The sequence below is a fragment of the Planococcus circulans genome (assembly GCF_020023385.1).
In the GTDB taxonomy this organism is placed as follows: Bacteria; Bacillota; Bacilli; order Bacillales_A; family Planococcaceae; genus Planococcus.
On record NZ_JAIQCL010000012.1, the window covers coordinates 1 to 21,141 of the forward strand.

Sequence of the window (21,141 nt, forward strand, 5' to 3'; positions counted from 1 at the left end):
GACGTTTTGCTGTTCAGTTTTCAAGGTTCAAGTTTGTTTCGCCCTGTAAAAGCAACTTCTCTAATTTAACATCGTTCGTTGGAAGAGTCAAGCTTTTTTATTATTGTAAAAAACTTAATTTCCCTTAGCGACGTGTATTATCATAATACATTCCATTCAAGTATGTCAATGATTAAAGAGAAAAAAGTTAATAAAACTTTAATTCATTGAGTAACTTACTCTTAAATCATTATTCATCCCTTACTTTCTGAACGAATTCCCTAAAAGAAAAGCAGTCACCGAAACTCCGGAGAACCGGATTCCCGATGACCATCCCTAGTTTACGGTAGACTAAGAACTTCCTACTGCAAGACAAGCTTTCTTCATGCTTGAAAGCTAACTACTAATCCCCTCATCAGCGAAGCATGTTTTCCTTACAGAAACAACATGCTACATCCTATACCAAATCAGTTCTTTACATAATAGTATCTGTGGAAGATTCCTTCGCTCTTCGTCGTAACTCCGTTGATAAAAATCAGTTCCTTATCCACGAGGTATTCGATGAACACTTCGAGGTTGGAAGAGTAATTTTTTAATTCTTCCTGCTCATGCAATTCCTGAATCGTCCAGCTTCTTTGTTTCTCCATAACCTCTGTTATATGAAGAGCTCCGTCTTGTGTTCGTGAATGAATGTAGAATTCACTGGCCAGAAACAACAATTCCAACCGTTTGTCGATCGGCTCATCGCTGGAAATCAATTCTTCATATAGCTTATAGATAGCCGGCTCCATTTGTTTCACCTGTGACCAGACAGTGACCTCAGGCGGCAGCCCATTCTCAAGCACTGCAAGTCGTGCCAAATGATGCAACGATTCCACCATATGGTGATACGCATCCATGTAGTTCTTTTCTTCAAAGAATACCTTCCCTTCCATATAACGGCGAATCAGTTTGGCAAACTCCATACCCATTTTGATTTTGCGGCCATAGAATGGATAATCTTTCAGTTCTGTTTTTAACTTCTCCATGAATTCATTGCGATCATAGATCACACGGCCATAGAAGAGCCAATCAACGATCTTCCGGTTTGTGCCAAGCAGGAGCCATTTATGTAATTGCTTTTCGGTAACGATATGCATCGCAGCCTTTTTATCCAAATAGGTGTAATGCTTCGTAAACACCGGAGTCTCGTTTTCCTTGGTGACAATCAATAGAATCGAATCAAAGGTGTCTGTAATTTGGCTGACCTTTTCTCTTTTTTCCACTAGAATCACTCCCAGCGTACTTTCCTGGCTGGCGCGTTCCTGATAAATAGGTCGTAGGATTTGTTCCATCAACTTTCACTCCTTGCTGTCTCTAACCTATTCCATTCTGAAGTTGAACAGAGTTGGCTAGTAATGAACTGCAGCGTTTTTTACATTGTCCCTATGGTCTTATCGGGTCTTCCCGTTCTCTCTGTCTCGTACGTAGCATCCAAACTCATTTGCTTCTGCTTTTCTTTATTTCGACATATTTATTGCGGATTCCTTCATTTGAAAATCGATATCACTTTTTAAGGGCATTTATGATATAGTATGATGGATGCAAGGAGGAAATAAATCATGAAACCTTATAAAAATAAAATCAATCGCATTCGGACGTTTGCGTTAGCGTTGATCTTCATCGGAATCGTCATTATGTACGTCGGCATTTATTTCAGAAATCATCCTGTTGTAATGGTGATTTTCATGCTGCTGGGCGTCGTGGCGATTATTGGTAGTACAGCTGTCTACGCCTGGATCGGATTGCTTTCCATGAAAACCGTTCCGGTCGAATGTCCTAATTGCGGAAAACATACAAAAATGTTGGGCCGTGTTGATATCTGCATGCACTGCAACGAGCCATTGACAATGGACCCTTCTCTTGAAGGAAAAGAGTTTAATCAGGACTACAATAAGAAAAGCTCACAACAATAAAAACATCCAGCGAATGAGAATTTCGCTGGATGTTTTTTTATGCTGTGAAAAAAAGAAGCCTACCGTTTTGCGCAGTAGGCTTCTTCCGTCTTGAACCTTTACTGGGCTTTTGCCGTTTTGCCTGAGCATACTTGGCATGTTCCATAAATTTCAAGGCGATGATAATCCACTTGGAAGCCAGTGACGTGGGAAGCTAAGTGTTCTACTTCATCAAGTCCTGGATAATGGAAATCAACGATTTTTCCACAGTCGTTACAGATAATATGGTAATGGTCATGTGTGACAAAATCGAATCGGCTTGAAGAATCTCCGTAAGTCAATTCTTTTACCAGCCCCGCTTTTCTGAACACCCGTAAATTATTATAAACAGTTGCAACACTCATATTAGGAAACGTTTTTTCAAGCGCGCGATAAATGTCATCCGCTGTTGGGTGCGTTGTTGAATGAATCATATACTCCAAAATCGCGTGGCGCTGGGGTGTGATTCTTACACCTGTTGACTTCAAAGCATCAAGCGCGTCTTTTAGTTGTACTTCAGACATCGCCGTGCACCTCACTTCATAGATATTCTTACATTGTAATCGTTATAAACAGTGTACCTAATCAGAGTGGGGAATGTCAAGAAATCACTATATTACCGCCGTTTGCCACGCGCAATCCATTTTCATTTCTCGTGCAGCCCTTTCTCTCTCCGTCCAAGGCGCTGATTGACTAAACGCGCTGCGACGAATAAAAAGTCTGACAAGCGATTCAAATAAGCCAAAACATTCGGCGGCACGTCTTCACCGATCGACAACGTTGTCCGCTCAGCTCGTCTGACAACGGTACGGGCCACGTGTAGAGCCGCTCCCGAAGGGTGCCCTCCTGGCAAAATGAAGTTTTTGAGTGGCGGGACTTCAACATCGTACTGATCGATCCATTGCTCCAGCTTAAAGACATCTTCTTCCGTCAATTTCCATTTTACTTCTTTGCCTTTCGGAGTAGCCAGTTCAGCTCCTACGTGGAACAAAGTCGTCTGAATTTCGTGGAACGCTTCACAAAGGGCATCTTTTTCTTCAAAAAACTCCGCATTCATATGTCCCACTGCCAGACCGATCAATGAATTCGCTTCGTCGCATGTTCCATAAGCTTCAACCACTGCATCGTTTTTGGCGACCCGCGTCCCGTAGACAAGTGAAGTAGTGCCTTTATCGCCTGTTTTCGTGTAAATCTTCATGCTTAATACCCCTTTTCCATATTAACCAGATTTGCCGGGACAGTTTGATCAGCCAGCCATTTCTTAAGATTGGGAATAAAGACATCTAACGCGCGCTCCACATACTTCCCAGAATGGCTGGATACATGAGGTGACACAATAACATTATTCATTGACCAGTAAGGATGGTCCTTTGGAAGCGGTTCCTCTTCAAAAACATCCAGAACAGCAAAAGCAATTTCTTCGTTTTGCAATGCTTCAAGCAGCACCTCATCCGAAACGAGGTCCCCTCTCCCAAGGTTCATAAAAATCGCGGTCTTTTTCATTGCCTGAAAATGCGCTCTCTTCAATAGATAGTTGGTTTCTTGTGTACTTGGCAAAATTGAAATGACGTAATCTGCATCTGGAAGTTTTTCAAGAATGTTTTCGAAAGAGACCATTTCCTCCATGTAGAGAGCCTGTGTTCCAGAGCGGTTGCAGCCGATTGTTTTGACACCGAAAGCCTGCAGCAATCGGCCGATCTCTGAACCGATGGCGCCTGGTCCCAAAATCAGCGCGGTAGAGTTATGCAGCTCTGATGACCGGGTCCTTCTATTCCACTCCTGATTGCGCTGGTTTTCATAAATTAACGGAAGTGAGCGCTTTAACGATAAAAGATGGGCCAAAGCCGATTCTGCCATCGGTATCTTATGGATGCCTTTAACATTGGATACAGTAATGCCCCGCTCTGCGATGGCTTGATGCGGAAGCTTTTCGATGCCGGCACTGGCAACCATGATCCACTGCACATTTTGAGCAGCTGCAATATCTTCCGCCATGAGATCTTCTCCATATGTGACAATGATGTCAGCAGACGGCAAACGTGTCTTGTCTTTATAAAGGAAATGGAAATCGACTTCCGGGAACTCGGTACTTAACCTCTGCTGTTGATCTTCTTTTGGAATGAATGTAAACAGGATTTCCATGAATGTCTCCTTTCTTACTGATTGCTGATTGTCTTCAAGGTTTCCAGAACGTCCTGGATGTGGTTTGGAACTTTCACTTTGCGCCATTCTTTTACGACTGTCCCAGTTGGATCGATCAGATACGTTGCGCGTTCAATGCCCATGGATTTTTTGCCGTATACATTCTTCTCCACCCAGACACCATAGTCTTCGGATACCTGATGGTTTTCGTCCACCAAAAGCGAAAACGGCAAGCCATGTTTTTCGATGAATTTATTGTGCTGGTCTTCCGAATCAGCGCTGACACCCAAAATCACTGCGTTGAGTGCAGAGAAGTCAGCTTCGGCATCGCGGAAATCACAGGCTTGAGTCGTGCAGCCCGGAGTCATGTCTTTCGGATAGAAATAAAGGACCACATATTTACTGCCGGCAAAATCTTTCAAGGAAACCGTTTCCCCCGCTTCGTTCTTCAATGAAAATTCAGGTGCTTGTGTACCTTCCAATGCAGCCATCTCCATCACTCCTTTTCTTCTCTCTATCGTACCGAACCACAGCTTCAGTTTCAATTTCTTTGGCGTTCAACGGTAAATTTGTCTACAATAAGGAATAGATTAATCAATAGGAGGCATTCATTCAATGGATCATTCAACTTCAGAAAAGCTTCACCAAGAAGCGTTAGAACATATTGTGGGCGGCGTCAACAGTCCATCCAGATCTTTTAAAGCGGTAGGCGGAGGATCTCCAATCGCCATGGAGCGTGGCCAAGGCGCTTACTTTTGGGACGTCGACGGCAATAAATACATAGACTATCTCGCTGCATACGGCCCCATCATCACTGGCCATGCACACCCACACATCACGCAGGCGATTACGCACGCAGCGGAAACCGGCCTTCTTTACGGGACTCCGACCCGCCACGAAATCACATTCGCCAAAATGTTGAAGGAAGCGATGCCGAACATGGACAGAGTCCGTTTCGTCAATAGTGGGACAGAAGCGGTCATGACGACGATCCGTGTTTCGCGCGCTTATACCGGACGTACTAAAATCATGAAGTTTGCGGGTTGCTATCATGGCCATTCCGATTTGGTTCTGGTTGCTGCGGGTTCCGGCCCTGCAACACTCGGTACCCCCGATTCAGCAGGCGTGCCAAAATCCATCGCCGAAGAAGTGATCACCATCCCATTTAATGATCCGCAGGCATTTGCAGAAGCGATGGATCGTTGGGGCGAAGAAATTGCCTGCATCCTGGTCGAACCAATCGTCGGCAATTTTGGAATCGTCGAACCACATGAAGGTTACCTACAGGAAGTTCATCGCATCGCCCGCGAAAAAGGTGCTTTGATTGTCTATGACGAAGTAATTACCGCATTCCGTTTCCATTACGGCGGCGCACAGGATATGCTTGGATTAGTGCCGGACCTTACAGCGCTTGGAAAGATTATCGGCGGAGGATTGCCGATTGGTGCATATGGCGGAAAAAAAGAGATTATGGAAACTGTGGCTCCTTTAGGGCCAGCCTATCAAGCTGGCACGATGGCTGGAAACCCAGCTTCTATACAAGCTGGAATCGCTTGTCTGGAAGTGCTTCGTGAAGATGGTGTTTACGAGAAAATGGATAAATTAGGTGCACAACTTGAAAAAGGGATTTTAGCTGCCGCCAAAGAATTTGGCGTGACCATCACTGTCAATCGCTTAAAAGGTGCTTTAACCATCTATTTTACCGATGTAAAAGTCGAAAACTACGAACAGGCTGAAGCAACTGACGGTGAAATTTTCGGCCGTTTCTTTAAACTGATGCTGGAACAGGGCATTAATCTTGCCCCTTCAAAATATGAAGCATGGTTTTTAACAACTGAGCATACTGAAGAAGATGTGGAAGTTTCTATTCAAGCCGTACGCCAAGCATTTAAACAGTTATAATTAGTATAAAACTATATGTATGGGAAGGAGTCCTTAAGTAAATGAAGTTAGGTGCACGTATATTAAAAACTGGCGTGGCCATTTCTATGGCCTTGTTCCTGGCCAACTTACTGGAATTGCCTTCCCCTGTATTTGCAGGTGTCGCAGCGATTTTCGCTATCCAGCCGTCTATTTATCGATCCTATCTGACCTTGCTTGATCAGATATACGGAAACCTGATTGGTGCAGCCATTGCCATTATTTTTGTTTTGACACTTGGAAGCAACTATTTAACGATCGGTACAGCAGCCATTTTGGCCATTGTGGTGATGCTGAAACTAAAGCTGGAAAATACTGTCCCGTTGACTTTGGTCACCATTATCATCATCATGGATTCCCATTCCGCTGACTTCCTGACCTTTGCTTCCTTGAGAATCAGTACAGTCATGCTTGGGATTTTATCAGCGTTTGCTGTAAACATGATTTTCCTTCCACCCAAATACGAAACGCGTCTGTTCACTTCAATCCATGAGGTCAGCGAAGAAGTGATTCGCTGGATCCGCGTCTCTATTCGTCATGCGTCCGATCATGCATCGGTCAAAGAAGACATCGATAAATTGACGGAAAAGCTGATAAAAGTGGATCAATGGTACTCATTTTACAAAGAAGAGCGCAGCTACACTAAAAAACAACAGTATGTAAAAGCGCGGAAATTGGTGCTATACCGCCAGATGATCGCGACTTCCAAGAAAAGCCTTGAAGTTTTGAAGCGACTGAACCGATTTGAAAACGAGTTGATGGAACTACCGGAACATTTCCACATGATGGTCCAGGAGCGATTGGAAAGTTTGGCCAGCTACCACGAGCAGTTGTATATGAAGTATGTCGGCAAAATGCGGCCGGAACATAGTGAAGGTTCTGGAGCAGATGCCATCATGAAACGCAATGAAGTAATGACAATTTTTGTAAAAGAAATAAATTTAGCTCATGAAGAGAATGAGGATGAATTTTCGGTCTATCATTTAATGCATGTGCTTTCGGCAATCCTTGATTATGAAGAACAACTGGAACATTTGGATTTACTCATCATCGCTTACTTGAATTACCACTCAGAAGAAGTAGACAATGATCTGGAGAATGCCATATAAAAAAACGTGCGGGGCAAATTGCCCTGCACGTTTTTTGACCTTAAGAATTTATAAGTTTTCACCTTTTTATTTAATGTCCAGATTTCAAGGCGTTTTCGCTTTTCCTACGACTTCATCCGCGGATCCAAGGCATCGCGCAAACCATCGCCCATCAGGTTAAACCCGAGAACTGTCAGCATGATGGCAACGCCTGGGAAAATCATGGTCCAAGGTGCATTCGTCAAATACGAACGCGAGTCTGCCAGCATCTTGCCCCATTCCGGAGACGGAGCTTGAGCTCCTAAGCCAAGGAATCCGAGAGCTGCAGCTTCGATGATGGCCGTCGCAATAGCAAGTGTTCCTTGAACAATGACCGGCGCCATGGAATTCGGCAAAATATGCGATACCAGAATCCGGTTATCCTTCATGCCGATTGCTTTAGCCGACATGATATATTCGTCTTCTTTAATGCTTAACACTTTCGAACGGATCAAACGCCCAAAGTTCGGAACGTTGATGATCGCAATGGCAATGAGCGCATTACGTAATGATGGCCCAAGAACCGATACAACCGCAATCGCCAGTAAAATACTCGGGAATGCCAGCATGATATCAAAGATACGCGAGATGATGGTATCCACCCAGCGACCGTAATATCCGGCTAAAATCCCTAAAATACTACCGACTACCACTGATCCGATAACTGCTAAAAAGCCGACCCATAACGAAATGCGGGCACCGTATACAACCCGCGACAGGATATCCCGGCCAAAATCGTCCGTTCCCATCCAATGTGAGGAAGAAGGAGGCATAAGCCGTTGAGACAGATTTTGTTCATTGATGCCCTGCGGTGTAATGAGTGGACCGAAAATCGCCAGCAGAACAAAGAAAATGACGATTCCCATTCCGACTACCGCTACTTTGCTTTTTCGGAAACCGCGCCAAGCCTCTTTCCAGGGACCGGCGACTTTCTGCATTTCCGCTTGATCTTGTTTGATTGCTGTTTCAGCCAATGTACGTCTCCTCCTTCCTAGTCATATTTGATGCGTGGATCGACCAAGCCGTAGAGCAGATCGACAAACAGATTGATCATGACAAAAATAAACGCGACAATCAGAATTCCGGATTGAATGACCGGATAATCACGGAAACCAATCGCTTCATAGATATAACGTCCAATTCCAGGCCAACCGAAAATGGTTTCTGTCAAAATAGCGCCGCCAAGAAGCAGCCCCATCTGGAGACCGATAATCGTCAATACTGGAATGATCGCGTTTTTAAGGGCGTGTTTGTAAACCACCCAAAACATCGACAAGCCTTTAGATCGAGCTGTTCTGACATAATCCGAACGCATGACTTCCAGCATGCTTGAACGTGTCATTCTGGCAATAATCGCCATCGGTATGGTCGCTAGAGCTGTCCCCGGCAGTACCAAGTGCCTCAGAACTGTCGACAGTTGGTTGAAATCGCCTGCAACCAATGTATCGATGACATAGAATCCGGTAATGACATCGACCGGATCCCGGACATTTTCACGTCCGGTTGTCGGGAGGATCCCCAATTCAATCGAGAAAATCCATTGGTTCATTAAGCCCAACCAGAAGATCGGCATTGATACCCCAATCAATGCGATGATCATAGCCAAGTAATCAAACCATGAATTTTGGAACCAGGCTGAAATGATGCCGGCGTTGATTCCGATGACTACTGCAATAATGATTGCAAATAAAGAAAGTTCGATTGTTGCAGCCAGATATGGCCATACTTCATCCACTACTGGAGTTCTCGTACGAAGGGACTCTCCCAGATCTCCTGTCACCAGCCCTTTCAAATAATCAAAGTACTGGATGTACCAGGGATTATCCAACCCCAGATTTGTTCGTAATGCTTTTATCGCTTCTTCGGATGCTTGTTGACCAAGGATGACTTGTGCAGGATCACCGGGAATCGCGCGGATGATCATAAATACGATAAATGTCATACCGAGTAAAACCGGGATTAACTGTAGAAGCCGCCTTCCGATATAGTGAAGCATCTTCTTCACCTCTCCATCTCTTGCAATATGTATAACTGGAAGAAAAAAAGGGAGGAAATCATCCGACTTCCTCCCCATGAATTGCCTACTCTAAATCTACTGAAGCCAATTTGTCAGAACCTGTTGGATGTGCTTTGAAATTGATTACATTATTTCCACCAGCCAAAAGCGGTGTAGAGTGTGCAAGCGGTACCCAAGGAGCATCTTCATGGATGATTTCCTGAGCCTGCATGTACAAGTCGTTTCTTACTTCTTCTTCAACTTCTGATTGTGCTTGGATCAGGATATCGTGCAATTCCTGATTTTCGTAATACGTGTAGTTATTTGTCCCAACATTGTCCTGATCAAGCAAAGCATAAAGGAAGTTATCGGCATCGCCGTTATCGCCTGTCCATCCAAGTAGGAATGCATCGGCTTCTCCGTTTGCAGCTTTTTCAAGATAAGTTGCCCATTCAAATGACACGATTTCAGCAGTTACGCCGACATCAGCCAAGTTCTTTTGAATGGCTTCTGCTACTTTTTGGCCGTCCGGCATATACGGACGTGGAACCGGCATTGCATAAAGTTCCATTTCAAAGCCGTCTTCAAGACCAGCTTCAGCTAGCAACTCTTTCGCACGTTCTGGGTTATAATCATACCCCTCGATGCTGTCGTTATATCCACTGATTACCGGCGGAATCGGGTTTTTCGCTACTTCAGCACGCCCTTCGAAAAACGCATCTACAAGCGCCTGTTTATCAATAGCGTGGTTTACTGCCTGACGTACTTTTGGATCGTCAAATGGTTCACGGGTAACTGTCATACCAAGGTAGCCGACGTTCATAGACGGACGTTCAAACAATTGAAGATTTTCATCTGCTTCGATTGTCGCACCGTCAGAAGGCGTGATGCCGTCTGCCAAGTCAATTTCACCTGATAACAAAGCGTTCAAACGAGCTGAGTTATCTGGAATCGCGCGGAATACCACTTGATCCAATTTTGGCTCGTCTTCCACCCAATAATCATCGAACTTCTCAATTGTAATCGTATCGTTGCGTTTCCATTCAACAAATTTAAATGGTCCTGTTCCAACCGGGTTGTCGCCAAAAGCGTCGCCAGCAGATTCAAATGCAGTTGGTGAGGCAATTGCAAATGGGCTCATAGCCAGGTTTTTAAGGAATGGAGCCTGCGGACGCTTCAATGTGAAGACCACTTCGTAATCGCCTGTCGCTTCAACAGATTCGATAACATGTCCTTCTTCATCGCCATATCCACCGAACATAGAACCATAATAAGGGAATTGCTCTCCGTCACCGGCTGCCCAACGTTCAAAGTTCTTAACGACTGCTTCTGCATTAAAATCAGTATCATCATGGAACTTGACGCCTTCTTCCAATGTGAAGGTATACGTCAAGCCATCTTCAGAAGCTGTCCATTCGGTAGCTAATGCTGATTCAATTTCTGTATCCTGTTCACCAAAGTTTACTAACGTATCAAAAATGTTTTTCGTTACTTTAAAAGATTCACCATCCGTGACTGTAATTGGATCAAGAGAAACCGAGTCGCCTCCGCGCCCAAAGATCAATGTTTTCTCTTCAGTGGATTCCCCTTCGTTTCCACCTTCGCCTTCGCCGCCTTCTGACGCATTATCAGAACTACAGCCATAAAGAGCTGTCGACACTAATAAAAGCAGCAGAAATGCCCACGTTAAAAACTTTTTCTTTCCCAAATTAACCCCTCCGTTTTTTCTATTTATTATCATTGCGGCCTGGACTCTTCGTAAAGATGGCAGGCAACAGAATGACCTTTCTCAACCTCCGCAAAAATCGGTACGGCTTTCGAACATATGTCCATTTTGAAAGGACAGCGTGTATGGAACCTGCAGCCGCTCGGAGGATTCGCCGGGCTTGGAACATCTCCAGTAATAGTGACTTCTTCCCGTACAAATTCCGGGTCCGGCACCGGGACAGCAGCCAATAATGCCTGCGTATACGGATGCAGCGGTTTTTCATACAAATCTTCAGTGTCGGCAAGTTCCGCCATTTGTCCGAGATACATAACTCCCACGCGGTCGCTGATATGGCGAACCACCCCTAAATCATGGGCAATGAAAATATAAGTCAGCTTCAGCTCTTTTTGAAGATCCTGCATCAGATTCAATACCTGTGCCTGAATCGAAACATCAAGCGCTGAGACGGGTTCATCTGCGATAATCAATTTCGGGTTTGTCATCAATGCACGTGCAATGCCGATGCGTTGCCTTTGGCCGCCGCTGAATTGATGTGGATAGCGCTTCGCATGGTAACTGCTCAATCCGACAATCTCCAGAAACTCATGCACTTTCTTTTTACGCTCTTTCGGATCGCCTATATCATGGACATTAAGCGGTTCCATTAAAATCTTTTCGATCGTGTGGCGTGGATTCAATGACGCATATGGATCCTGAAAGACCATCTGAATATCACGGCGCGCTTTTCGCATATCGTTACTCGACAGACTGGTCAATTCCTGGCCGTCAAATGTGACGGTGCCTTCCGTCGGTTCCAGAAGGCGCATCAACATGCGCCCTGTCGTGGATTTTCCACAGCCCGATTCGCCGACGATCCCTAAAGTCTCGCCTTCTTGGACAGTAAACGATACGTCATCCACCGCCTTGACATGATTGCTGACTCTGCCCAAAATTCCGGACTTAATGGGGAAATACTTTTTCAGCCCTTCAACTTTTAATAACGGTTCTGTCATGAGACTGTACCTCCTTCGGATCAAATAGGAAACAGCGGGTTTGATGATTGTCCGCAGTTTGGTACAGTTCCGGGTTTTCCTCTATGCAGCGGCCGAAAGCAAATTCACAACGCTCTGCAAATTTACAGCCGGTTTTGATCGTCCCCGGTTTTGGAACGTTTCCGGGAATCGAGTACAGACGCTCTTTTTTAAAGCGCATATCCGGAACCGATTCCAGCAGCCCCCTTGTATAAGGATGCTGCGGATCATTGAAAATCGTATGGACCGGCCCTTCTTCGACCACTTTTCCTGCATACATGACAACTACACGTTCGCAGGTTTCAGCTACCACACCTAAATCGTGGGTGATCAGCAGAACGGCTGTATTCAAACGCTCGTTAAGATTTTTAATCAGCTTTAAAATCTGGGCCTGGATGGTTACATCCAAGGCTGTCGTAGGTTCGTCGGCAATCAATACTTTGGGATCGCACAACAGTGCCATGGCAATCATGACGCGTTGGCGCATTCCGCCTGACAGTTGATGCGGATACTCCTTCATGAGACCCTCTGGACGTGGTAAGCCCACCAGTTTCATCATTTCGATGGCGCGTTCCTGAATCTGTTTTTTCGACCAATCCCGTTTGTGTATCTTAATTGCTTCGCGAAGCTGATCGCCGATTGTAAAAAGTGGATTCAACGAAGTCATCGGTTCCTGGAAGATCATCGCAATATCGTTGCCTCTGATTCCTCTCATTTCTTTTTCGGATAGCTTGGTTAAATCTTTATCCTGAAATAAAATTTCGCCTCCGGTAATTTTCCCTGGAGGGCTGGGAACCAATCCCATTATAGATAGGGAAGTGACACTTTTACCGCATCCGGATTCACCGACGATGCCCAGTACTTCACCTTCCCGTATGTGAAAATTTACATTATCTACTGCTGGTATCTCTCCATCATCTGTGAAAAAGGATGTTTTCAAACCTTTAACGTCTAAGATGGTTTTGCGTTCATTCATGATGCTCCCCCTTTTGCACAAAAAAATGATTCAGACTATTCTCCTTCTTTTAATTATACGTAATATTATTATTAATGCAATATCTCTTTTTGAATTTGCTGGAAGTTCTGTAACCATAAAAAGAGCCTCCAAAATTTTGGAGGCCCTTACTATAATCAGTTAAAATGTTGTACTTGGAACAAGTTATAATACACACCTTGTTGCTCCATCAATTCATTGTGTGTTCCACTTTCAGCGAGTTTGCCGTGGTCAATGACAAGAATCTGGTCTGCGTGGGTGATGGTGGAAAGGCGATGCGCCACAATGAGAGTCGTGCGATCATGGGCCAGACGTTCCAGTGAATCCTGGATCAGTGCTTCGCTTTCAAGATCAAGAGCAGAAGTCGCTTCGTCCAATATAAGAATCGGCGGATTCTTCAAGAACACCCGCGCAATCGCTACACGCTGTTTTTGTCCTCCCGATAATTTCACTCCGCGTTCCCCGACTTTCGTATCATAGCCTTCCGGTAGTTGAGTAATGAATTCATCAGCATTTGCAGCTTTGGCAGCCGCAATCACTTCCTCATCTGTTGCATCCGGTTTCCCCATCAGGATATTCGCTTTTACAGAATCACTGAAGAGAATCGAATCCTGCAGCACCAAGCCGATCTGGTCACGCAACGTATGGGTCGTCACATCACGCAGGTCGTGATCGTCCATGTAGATGCCACCGCTGGTAACGTCATAAAAACGAGGAATCAGCGAGATGATGGTCGATTTCCCGCCACCGCTCATCCCGACAAAAGCGACAGTCTCTCCAGGTTTCACTGTGAAGTTCAGATCCGTCAACACTTCCGTTCCGCCATCATTGTAATGGAAACCGACATCGCGGAATTCCAGTTTGCCGTCGACAACTTTCAAGTCATGCGCTTTTTCTTTGTCCGTGACATCGTAATCCTCATCAATCAACTCGAACACCCGGTCCATGGATGCCAGTGACTGCACCAAGGTCGTCGAAGAATTGACCAATCGGCGCAGTGGATTGTAAAGGCGTTCGATATAGGCGATAAACGCCACCATCGTACCAAGCGTCAAGTTCCCCTGGATGACCTGGTAACCGGCATACCCGATCACCAGCAGCGGTGCGACATCCGTGATGGTGTTCACTACCGCAAACGCTTTGGCGTTCCATTTGGTATGGTCGATCGCCTTTTCCAGAAATTGATCATTGGTATCGTTGAAAATTTTCTGTTCATGTTTTTCCAACGCAAAACTTTTGATGATGCTCATCCCCTGCACCCGCTCGTGCAGGTAACTCTGGACATTGGCCAAAGCTTGTGAGCGTTCACGCGTCAGGTCGCGCAACCTGCCAAAGAAGTATTTGACGCTGAAGGCGTAGAACGGGAATGCCAGCAACGCGACAATGGTCAATGAAACATCCATTGTCAGCATGATGATGATGGCGATGACTATCGTCGCCAAATCGAGCCAAACGTTCATCAAGCCGATCATCACAAAGTTTTTGGTCTGCTCAACGTCATTAATGATTCGCGAGATGATTTCACCCGCACGTGTATTAGCGTAATAGCGCAAACTTAAACGCTGGAGATGGCCATATAGAAAACCACGGATATCATAAAGGATTTTATTGCTGACATACTGTGCGTAATACTGGCGGTAATATTCAATCGGTGGGCGCAGTAAGAAAAATACGATCGCCGTTCCTCCAAGCCATAAGTACAGCTGCTCCAGCTTTTCTGCATTCGACAATGCATCCGCCCCGATAATATCATCAATGACGATTTTGATCAGCAACGGGATAAAAAGCGGAATCGCGAATTTGAATATCCCGATGACAATCGTCAACGCAATCTGCCAATAATACGGTTTGACAAACTGCATATAGCGTTTCATACTGCTCAAAACTTTCACTCCATTCTATTCAAAACGAAAAACCTGTTGGCTGGCAACAGGTTTTCATTTTAATCACGAATCCGGTTTAGTCTATGAAATTCATAGCGGTTCGTCCATACTTCGATAAAGTCCTGGGCAAACGGTCCTCGGCGCTGTTTAATCCAGCTGATCAATTTTTCCACATTCCGGTGAAGAATCTGATCAATCACTTCCGGATAACCCATTTGCCGCTTATGGTCTTCATATTCGTCTTCATCCAACAGCGTGTAAGACATGTCTGGAAACACTTTTACATCCAAGTCATAATCGATGTATTTCAACGAGCCATTATTATAGACGAATGGAGAACTGACATTGCAATAATAATAAACACCGTCGTCTCGGAGCATACAGATGATGTTGAACCAATGCTCTGCGTGAAAATAACAGATTGACGGTTCGCGCGTCAACCAGGTTCGGCCATCGGATTCTGTCACCAGCGTCCGTTCGTTTGCACCAATTACAATATTATTCGTACCTTTCAGTACAGTTGTTTCCTGCCAGACACGGTGGATTCGGCCGTTGTGTTTATAACTGTGGATTTGGATAGTTTCACCCTCCGCAGGAATCGCCATGTAGCATCCCACCTTCTTGTCTAAGCCTTTGTTTATCTGCTATTTCAGTATTATATCAATCAATTCTGAAAACATACAGCAATAAGGCGGAAGGACCAAAGGATTACATCACGACCGAACGGCCGCCGTCCACGATAATCGTCTGTCCGCGGATCATATCCGAGTCGGAGGAAATCAGGAATAATGCCGCTTTGACCATATCCTCGATTTCAACCATACGACCCGCCGGCGTATTCACACGGGCATCATTCAATAGATCTTCACGATTCGGGAAATGCTTCAACGCCTCCGTATCCAGTGCTCCACCGGATACTGTATTGACGGCAATTCCAAGCGGTGCCAGCTCTACAGCTAGGTAGCGTGTAATCGACTCTACCGCCGCTTTTGAAACTCCTATCGTCGTATAATTTTCTAAATAACGAATCGATCCGAGTGAGCTGATGCCGACGATTTTGCCGCCTTTATCCATCAATTTCGCCGCTTCCTGAGCGCCGAACAACATCGCTTTTGCATTGATGTTCATTGTCCAGTCCCAATGCGATTCTTCCAGTTCCATGATTGGGCGCAGAACGCCGGAAGCTGCGTTGGATACGAAAACATCCAGGCGTCCAAACTCTTCTTTGATGGTCTCAAACATGCCGCGAAGCTTCTCGACATCTCCTACATTTGCACGGACCAATAAGGCTTTTTGCCCTCTTGCTTCAATTTCCTTAACGGTATCGAGTGCAGCGGTTTTGCTGCGCGCGTAATTGACGACGATATCGTATCCTTGATCTGCAAGGGCGATCGCCATCGCTTTTCCGAGGCCTCTGCTGCTGCCTGTCACCAGCGCTACTTTTTGTTCTGCCATGGTTAAACATCTCCTCTTTGCTGTAATGCTGTTTTCATTTTTTGGACCGGTCCTGCGATCGGCAATAAATCCAGCTCTTCTGCCGTCACCCATTTCATATGGGCCGGGGCATCTATATTTTCACTGTCGGCAATAAAGCCATCCACGTTCCATGTTAAATGAGAAAAGACATGTTTGAAAGAAGTAATTTTTTCAACTTTGTCCACAACGCCTTTCAAACTCTCCGACAGCCGCTCTTCTATTTCAAGCGGCAGAATATCCGCTGTAGTTTCCAGCATCGGAAACTGCCACATGTTCGCCAGCAGACCCGTGGCTGGACGCTGTTCCATCAACAGTTTATCTTGATGGCGAAGAGCTATCATTGCATATTGCAGCGATTTCGATTTTTTTGCTTTGGATTTAATTGGCAAATCATGCTGTTTACCTTCATGGAATGCGGCACAATGCTCACGAACTGGGCACAGCAGGCATTTCGGTGAGGTCGGTGTACAAATCAAGGCTCCCAACTCCATCAAGCCCTGATTGAACGAAGAAGGATCTTCATGGCTGATGATTTCAGTCACTGCTTCTTCAAAGATTTTCCGCGTTTTAGGTTTAGCAATGTCTTCTTCAATTAACAGGATCCGTGACAATACACGCATGACATTGCCATCCACTGCATGCTCCGGAACCCCGTAGGCAATACTTAGGATAGCCCCAGCTGTATAAGGGCCAACACCTTTCAATGATGAGATTTCCTTGCGGTTACTCGGGACGATGCCTCCGTAATTTTCAGCCACTTCTTTGACGCCCGCCTGCAGGTTGCGTGCACGGGAGTAATACCCCAATCCTTCCCATTGTTTAAGCAGAATTTGTTCATCGGCTTGTGCCAGGTCATCCAAAGTGGGAAATTTCTCGATAAAGCGTTTATAATAAGGAATGACAGTATCCACACGTGTTTGCTGCAGCATGATTTCTGAAATCCAGATTTGATAAGGGTCTGCTGTCCGTCTCCAGGGCAAATCTCTTTTCTCCGCCGCAAACCAATTGATCAGGTCATTTTGAAAGTGCAATTTCTCTAGTTTAATGGATTTAGCCTCCGTTCAGCTTGATTATTCCAGCCTTTTTTCGGGTATATGAGAAAGTAAGGAATAAGTTTATCTTAACAAAACTTTTTTGTTCCCCATACCAATCAACATTTTTATAGAAAGGGGATGAGGCAATGGATACAGGAACACATATTGTCATGGGCATTGCCCTTGGCGGCCTCGCAATGGCCGATCCGGCTGTCGTCAGCCACCCCGCAACCATGACCGCTGTAGTATCTGGTGTCATTATTGGATCCTTGGCACCGGACGTCGATACTGTTTTGAAGCTTCGTGACAACGCCGTCTATATTCGGCATCACCGGGGCGCTACCCACTCCATTCCTGCAGTGTTGCTTTGGCCTCTATTGATAGCAGGTGCATTATCTCTCATTTTTCCTGAAGCTAATCTGCTCCATTTATGGCTCTGGTCATTCCTGGCCGTTTTTATGCACGTTTTTGTTGATATCTTTAACTCATATGGCACACAAGCGCTCAGGCCGATTTCAAACCGGTGGGTAGCTCTTGGCGTTATCAACACTTTTGACCCCATCATTTTCGGTGCGCATGTGTTGGCCCTGATGCTTTGGGCATTTGGTGCTGATCCCGTTTTGACGATCGGCATCCTCTATATTGCCATGTTTTTCTACTATCTCGCAAGATTTGCAGTGCAGTCGGCTATTAAAAAGGCTGTCCGAAATACAATCCCAGGAGCCACTGAGGTTTTTGTGGCACCAACCATGCGCTTTTTCCACTGGCGCGTAGCTGCTGATACAGATCGACACCATTACGTCGGACGTGCATATGGCCGCACCATTAATATCTATGATAAATTCATGAAAAAAGAGATGCCTGAAAACAATTTGATCCAGGCGGCTATGAAAGATAAAAATATTGCCGCCTTCATTTCCTTCTCTCCACTGTATCGTTGGGAAATCAACGAATACGGAGATGTCTTCGAAGTTCGATTGATCGACTTGCGCTACCGCAGCAATGACTATTACCCATTCGTTGCAGTTGCCCATCTGGATAAGGAGTGCAAAATCATCAACTCTTATACCGGATGGATTTTCAGCGAAGACAAGTTAAGGAAAAAATTAGACTTCAGCCATAACTAGAAAACGCACACCTATGGGTGCGCGTTTTTTTATTGGAGTTAAAGAGAGTGTATGGGCTAAACGGCTGCTTCCGCTTTTCTTCACTGTCTAGACTCCAGCAGCCAGATTCTAGAGTCATAAGCCAACTCAGCTGTCTAGTTCAGTGCCTAGCTCTTCGGGATGTAAGCCGATCTGGCTGTGCGGCTGACGAAATGCCACTTCGCCAGCTCATCTTACACCTGTCAGAGCTGAACAGGCACTTCTACTTTTCATTCTGTGCGGCTGAAAGATGCCGCTTCGCCAGCGCGGCTTATGCCCGTCGAATCTACACGGCTACTTCCGCTTTTCTATTAATCCTTCAGCAAATGTGCATATTTCGGATTGGTGCTGGCAAACTCATGGATCTTGTCGCCATAGCTGTCAATCCATTGGCGCATCACTTTCTCGACTACCGCCGTTCCTTGGTAATCGTATCCCGCTTTTGCATAGGAGGATTCAAAATCAGAAGCCAGCAATTCGATCCACGTACGTGCTTTTTCTTCCGACAGATTTGGATTTTTTTCCAATAGCTCGATTGTCAGTTGCTCAATAATCTCTTTCATCCGTTTACTTCCCTTCCTTCAACGGGCGCAGCATGGAAATCGGCAACGCTTCCGTATGTTTTTCGCCGCCCATCCGGTACCCCCAGGCAAATCGGCCTTTTAAATAATCGATTTGAAAATAGACGTTCGGATCTCCTTCGATGCGGTACACTTCGCCTTTTTTGAAATCGGCGGGATCCAATAGATAAGCTGCAGCCATCATGGCTTTCCGTTCCAGCACCGCAAATTCATTGACGATGCCCAGTTGCTCAGCTTTTCTGGCTTTTTCTTTTAAACGCGCGATTTCTCCGCGAAGCTCATGTTCAGTCATGTCGCTGTAACGTTTTTCTTCAGTCATCTTCAAACTCCTTCTTTTCCAAGTATTCACTGATTACTTCATTTGGAAAACCTTTTTGGTATAGCCCTTGTTTAACTTTTGACTTTAGATCGTAGCCTGTCAGTTTTGAGCTATGTTTACGCCACAATTTATCGCCTTGCTCCGTGATCATCTCTAACCATTGATCGTCATCTTTTTCAAGATCCAGCTCTGCAATCGCCAATTTGATCAGTGAATAATTATAGCCTTTTCTCATCAAAGTATCACTGATCTTCTGATGGATTTGGCTAGGCGTCTTCATCTTCTCCTTATCGGCAATTTTCTCTGCAAGGCCTTTGGCAACTTCAAGTTGTTCTTCTTCAGAATAGGAATCCAAAACATCTTTTTGCATCTGTTTGTCAATTCCTCTCTTTTGCATATCCTGCTGGATTGCACGAGGCCCTTTTTTGCCCGAGTTGATTTGTGTCCGCATCAGCGCCTCTGAAAATTGCTGATCATCCAGAAATTTGTGGGTATACAATTTCTTAATAGCTTCATCTATTACAGCATCGCCGTATTCTTTTTCTTTCAGTTTCTGGCGTACTTCGCCTTCACTTCTCATCCGAAATCCAAGGTAATAAAGAGCTTTGTTATAGGCTTTTCGGACTTCGTCCTCGAAGTTGATTTCTTCGATCGTCCATTGGTCGAGCTCTTTCCCTTTGGTGAGCTGATACCTGATAAGCACCGCTTCATCCACGCTAAAAGCATATTTATCTTCAAAAAAGATATTATACCTTTCAGGGTTTTTCTTCCCCTGTGTGATTTTCGAAATAATCGGCATTTACTGGCACCCCTCTTCTTCTCATATTATACACCTTTCATGCTGACATTGGCATAGCCAGACGCCAAAAAGGGTATGCTAAGAAGAAATGGAGGCGATGAAAATGAAAATTGCAATTACTGGTGGAACTGGATTTGTCGGTGAAGAATTGACGCGTCTTTTGCTCGATAGAGGCGATGAAGTATATATTTTGACGAGAAAACAGAAAAATGCTGCCGATAAGATTACATATGTAAAATGGCTGTCAAAAGATGCCGTTCCTGAAAGGCAGCTGGAAAGCATCGATGCTTTCGTCAATTTAGCTGGAGCTTCCATAAACGATGGACGCTGGAGTGAAGAACAGAAAAAACTGATTTACACAAGCCGTATGGATGCCACCAATGAATTATTGCGGATCATCCACAAACTCGAGAAAAAACCGAAAGTGCTTGTGAACGCCAGCGCGATTGGAATTTACCCGCCATCGGAAACTGTTACTTATACAGAAGCTTCCGCCGATCAAGCCTCTGATTTTCTTGCACAAACGCTACGGGATTGGGAAATCTTAGCCAGCCGCGCCGAAGAAGATGGGTTACGCGTAGCATGTGGCCGTTTCGGAATTGTTCTCGGGAAAGACGAAGGAGCATTGCCGCTGATGGCGTTGCCTTATAAATTGTTTGCCGGAGGCACCGTGGGTTCCGGCAAGCAATGGTTGTCTTGGATCCATGTGAAGGACGTGGCGCGGGCCATCGCTTTTGCACTGGATAACGACCAGTTGAGCGGAACATTTAATGTCACAGCCCCTAATCCTAAGCAGATGAAGGATTTCGGCAAAGAAATTGCACATGCACTCAAGCGTCCTCATTGGATTCCGGTTCCTTCCTTCGCATTGAAGACGGCTTTGGGTGATAAAAGCCAATTGGTTCTTGAAGGTCAGCGAGTCCTTCCGACTGTTCTCGAACAGCATGGATTTCAATTCAAGTATCCCAATTTACGATCGGCACTGGCTGATATCTATAAATAAGGCTATAATGAAGGGATGATTAATTGAAGGA

At 45.2% G+C, this 21,141-nt stretch carries 22 protein-coding genes; 5 read left to right on the forward strand and 17 right to left on the reverse strand.

Annotated elements, in window-relative coordinates; genetic code table 11:
• Positions 1 to 446: 446 nt before the first annotated feature.
• Positions 447 to 1,313 (reverse strand): nucleotidyltransferase-like protein, encoded by an 867-nt coding sequence (locus K8U60_RS16525; RefSeq protein WP_223642721.1) that lies wholly within the window; start codon positions 1,311 to 1,313, stop codon positions 447 to 449.
• A gap of 267 nt (positions 1,314 to 1,580) precedes the next feature.
• Between K8U60_RS16525 and K8U60_RS16530 the strand changes: the two genes are divergently transcribed.
• Positions 1,581 to 1,934, forward strand: a complete 354-nt coding sequence (locus K8U60_RS16530) for a YgzB family protein (RefSeq protein ID WP_223642723.1) — start codon at positions 1,581 to 1,583, stop codon at positions 1,932 to 1,934.
• Positions 1,935 to 2,032: 98 nt separating this feature from the next.
• On the opposite strand, the gene perR is transcribed toward K8U60_RS16530, so the two are convergent.
• From perR to bcp, 4 genes are all read right to left on the reverse strand, one after another.
• Positions 2,033 to 2,476 carry a peroxide-responsive transcriptional repressor PerR gene (perR, locus tag K8U60_RS16535; RefSeq protein ID WP_146559369.1) on the reverse strand — a complete coding sequence of 148 codons (444 nt, stop codon included), beginning with the start codon at positions 2,474 to 2,476 and terminating at the stop codon, positions 2,033 to 2,035.
• A 122-nt stretch (positions 2,477 to 2,598) separates the two neighbouring features.
• Positions 2,599 to 3,150 carry a cob(I)yrinic acid a,c-diamide adenosyltransferase gene (locus K8U60_RS16540; RefSeq protein ID WP_223642725.1) on the reverse strand — a complete coding sequence of 184 codons (552 nt, stop codon included), beginning with the start codon at positions 3,148 to 3,150 and terminating at the stop codon, positions 2,599 to 2,601.
• Positions 3,151 to 3,152: 2 nt separating this feature from the next.
• Positions 3,153 to 4,094 (reverse strand): D-2-hydroxyacid dehydrogenase, encoded by a 942-nt coding sequence (locus tag K8U60_RS16545; protein WP_223642727.1) that lies wholly within the window; start codon positions 4,092 to 4,094, stop codon positions 3,153 to 3,155.
• Between the two features lie 14 nt (positions 4,095 to 4,108).
• Positions 4,109 to 4,585 carry a thioredoxin-dependent thiol peroxidase gene (gene bcp, locus K8U60_RS16550; RefSeq protein WP_223642729.1) on the reverse strand — a complete coding sequence of 159 codons (477 nt, stop codon included), beginning with the start codon at positions 4,583 to 4,585 and terminating at the stop codon, positions 4,109 to 4,111.
• Positions 4,586 to 4,709: 124 nt separating this feature from the next.
• Here bcp and K8U60_RS16555 point away from each other — a divergent pair, with 124 nt between their 5' ends.
• On the forward strand, positions 4,710 to 5,996 hold the full coding sequence (locus K8U60_RS16555) for a glutamate-1-semialdehyde 2,1-aminomutase (protein WP_223642738.1): 1,287 nt from the start codon (positions 4,710 to 4,712) through the stop codon (positions 5,994 to 5,996).
• Positions 5,997 to 6,037: 41 nt separating this feature from the next.
• Positions 6,038 to 7,123 carry an FUSC family protein gene (locus K8U60_RS16560; RefSeq protein WP_223642748.1) on the forward strand — a complete coding sequence of 362 codons (1,086 nt, stop codon included), beginning with the start codon at positions 6,038 to 6,040 and terminating at the stop codon, positions 7,121 to 7,123.
• A gap of 104 nt (positions 7,124 to 7,227) precedes the next feature.
• Here the strand turns inward: K8U60_RS16560 and nikC are convergent, their stop codons facing one another.
• The 9 genes from nikC to mutY all read right to left on the reverse strand — a co-directional run bounded on the left by nikC (position 7,228) and on the right by mutY (position 17,260).
• Positions 7,228 to 8,079 carry a nickel transporter permease gene (gene nikC, locus K8U60_RS16565; RefSeq protein WP_223642938.1) on the reverse strand — a complete coding sequence of 284 codons (852 nt, stop codon included), beginning with the start codon at positions 8,077 to 8,079 and terminating at the stop codon, positions 7,228 to 7,230.
• Between the two features lie 53 nt (positions 8,080 to 8,132).
• Entirely contained in the window at positions 8,133 to 9,137 is a 1,005-nt protein-coding gene (locus tag K8U60_RS16570; protein WP_223642939.1) for an ABC transporter permease, read from the reverse strand.
• Positions 9,138 to 9,222: 85 nt separating this feature from the next.
• Positions 9,223 to 10,845, reverse strand: coding sequence for an ABC transporter substrate-binding protein (locus K8U60_RS16575; RefSeq protein ID WP_223642750.1), 1,623 nt, complete (start codon positions 10,843 to 10,845; stop codon positions 9,223 to 9,225).
• Between the two features lie 29 nt (positions 10,846 to 10,874).
• Complete coding sequence (locus tag K8U60_RS16580; RefSeq protein WP_223642752.1) at positions 10,875 to 11,858, reverse strand: ABC transporter ATP-binding protein; 984 nt, start codon at positions 11,856 to 11,858, stop codon at positions 10,875 to 10,877.
• On the reverse strand, positions 11,833 to 12,852 hold the full coding sequence (locus K8U60_RS16585) for an ABC transporter ATP-binding protein (RefSeq protein WP_223642755.1): 1,020 nt from the start codon (positions 12,850 to 12,852) through the stop codon (positions 11,833 to 11,835). The genes K8U60_RS16580 and K8U60_RS16585 overlap by 26 nt, the downstream gene beginning before the upstream one ends.
• Positions 12,853 to 13,007: 155 nt before the next feature.
• Entirely contained in the window at positions 13,008 to 14,753 is a 1,746-nt protein-coding gene (locus K8U60_RS16590) for an ABC transporter ATP-binding protein (protein ID WP_317851935.1), read from the reverse strand.
• Between the two features lie 59 nt (positions 14,754 to 14,812).
• On the reverse strand, positions 14,813 to 15,358 hold the full coding sequence (gene ntdP, locus K8U60_RS16595) for a nucleoside tri-diphosphate phosphatase (protein ID WP_191716769.1): 546 nt from the start codon (positions 15,356 to 15,358) through the stop codon (positions 14,813 to 14,815).
• A gap of 103 nt (positions 15,359 to 15,461) precedes the next feature.
• On the reverse strand, positions 15,462 to 16,208 hold the full coding sequence (fabL, locus tag K8U60_RS16600) for an enoyl-[acyl-carrier-protein] reductase FabL (protein WP_223642757.1): 747 nt from the start codon (positions 16,206 to 16,208) through the stop codon (positions 15,462 to 15,464).
• A 2-nt stretch (positions 16,209 to 16,210) separates the two neighbouring features.
• Positions 16,211 to 17,260 carry an A/G-specific adenine glycosylase gene (gene mutY, locus K8U60_RS16605; protein WP_223642759.1) on the reverse strand — a complete coding sequence of 350 codons (1,050 nt, stop codon included), beginning with the start codon at positions 17,258 to 17,260 and terminating at the stop codon, positions 16,211 to 16,213.
• Positions 17,261 to 17,409: 149 nt separating this feature from the next.
• On the opposite strand from mutY, the gene K8U60_RS16610 reads away from it, so the two are divergent.
• Positions 17,410 to 18,390, forward strand: coding sequence for a metal-dependent hydrolase (locus K8U60_RS16610; protein ID WP_223642768.1), 981 nt, complete (start codon positions 17,410 to 17,412; stop codon positions 18,388 to 18,390).
• A 329-nt stretch (positions 18,391 to 18,719) separates the two neighbouring features.
• Here K8U60_RS16610 and K8U60_RS16615 read toward each other — a convergent pair whose 3' ends face one another.
• Genes K8U60_RS16615 through recX form a run of 3 tightly spaced genes read right to left on the reverse strand, consistent with a single transcriptional unit; the run spans position 18,720 to position 20,107 of the window.
• Positions 18,720 to 18,971 carry a YfhJ family protein gene (locus K8U60_RS16615; RefSeq protein WP_223642770.1) on the reverse strand — a complete coding sequence of 84 codons (252 nt, stop codon included), beginning with the start codon at positions 18,969 to 18,971 and terminating at the stop codon, positions 18,720 to 18,722.
• 4 nt (positions 18,972 to 18,975) lie between these two features.
• Positions 18,976 to 19,308 (reverse strand): YfhH family protein, encoded by a 333-nt coding sequence (locus tag K8U60_RS16620; protein ID WP_223642773.1) that lies wholly within the window; start codon positions 19,306 to 19,308, stop codon positions 18,976 to 18,978.
• Positions 19,301 to 20,107 (reverse strand): recombination regulator RecX, encoded by an 807-nt coding sequence (gene recX / locus K8U60_RS16625; protein WP_223642775.1) that lies wholly within the window; start codon positions 20,105 to 20,107, stop codon positions 19,301 to 19,303. The genes K8U60_RS16620 and recX overlap by 8 nt, the downstream gene beginning before the upstream one ends.
• 103 nt (positions 20,108 to 20,210) lie before the next feature.
• On the opposite strand from recX, the gene K8U60_RS16630 reads away from it, so the two are divergent.
• Entirely contained in the window at positions 20,211 to 21,110 is a 900-nt protein-coding gene (locus tag K8U60_RS16630) for a TIGR01777 family oxidoreductase (RefSeq protein WP_223642777.1), read from the forward strand.
• Positions 21,111 to 21,141 lie beyond the last annotated feature (31 nt).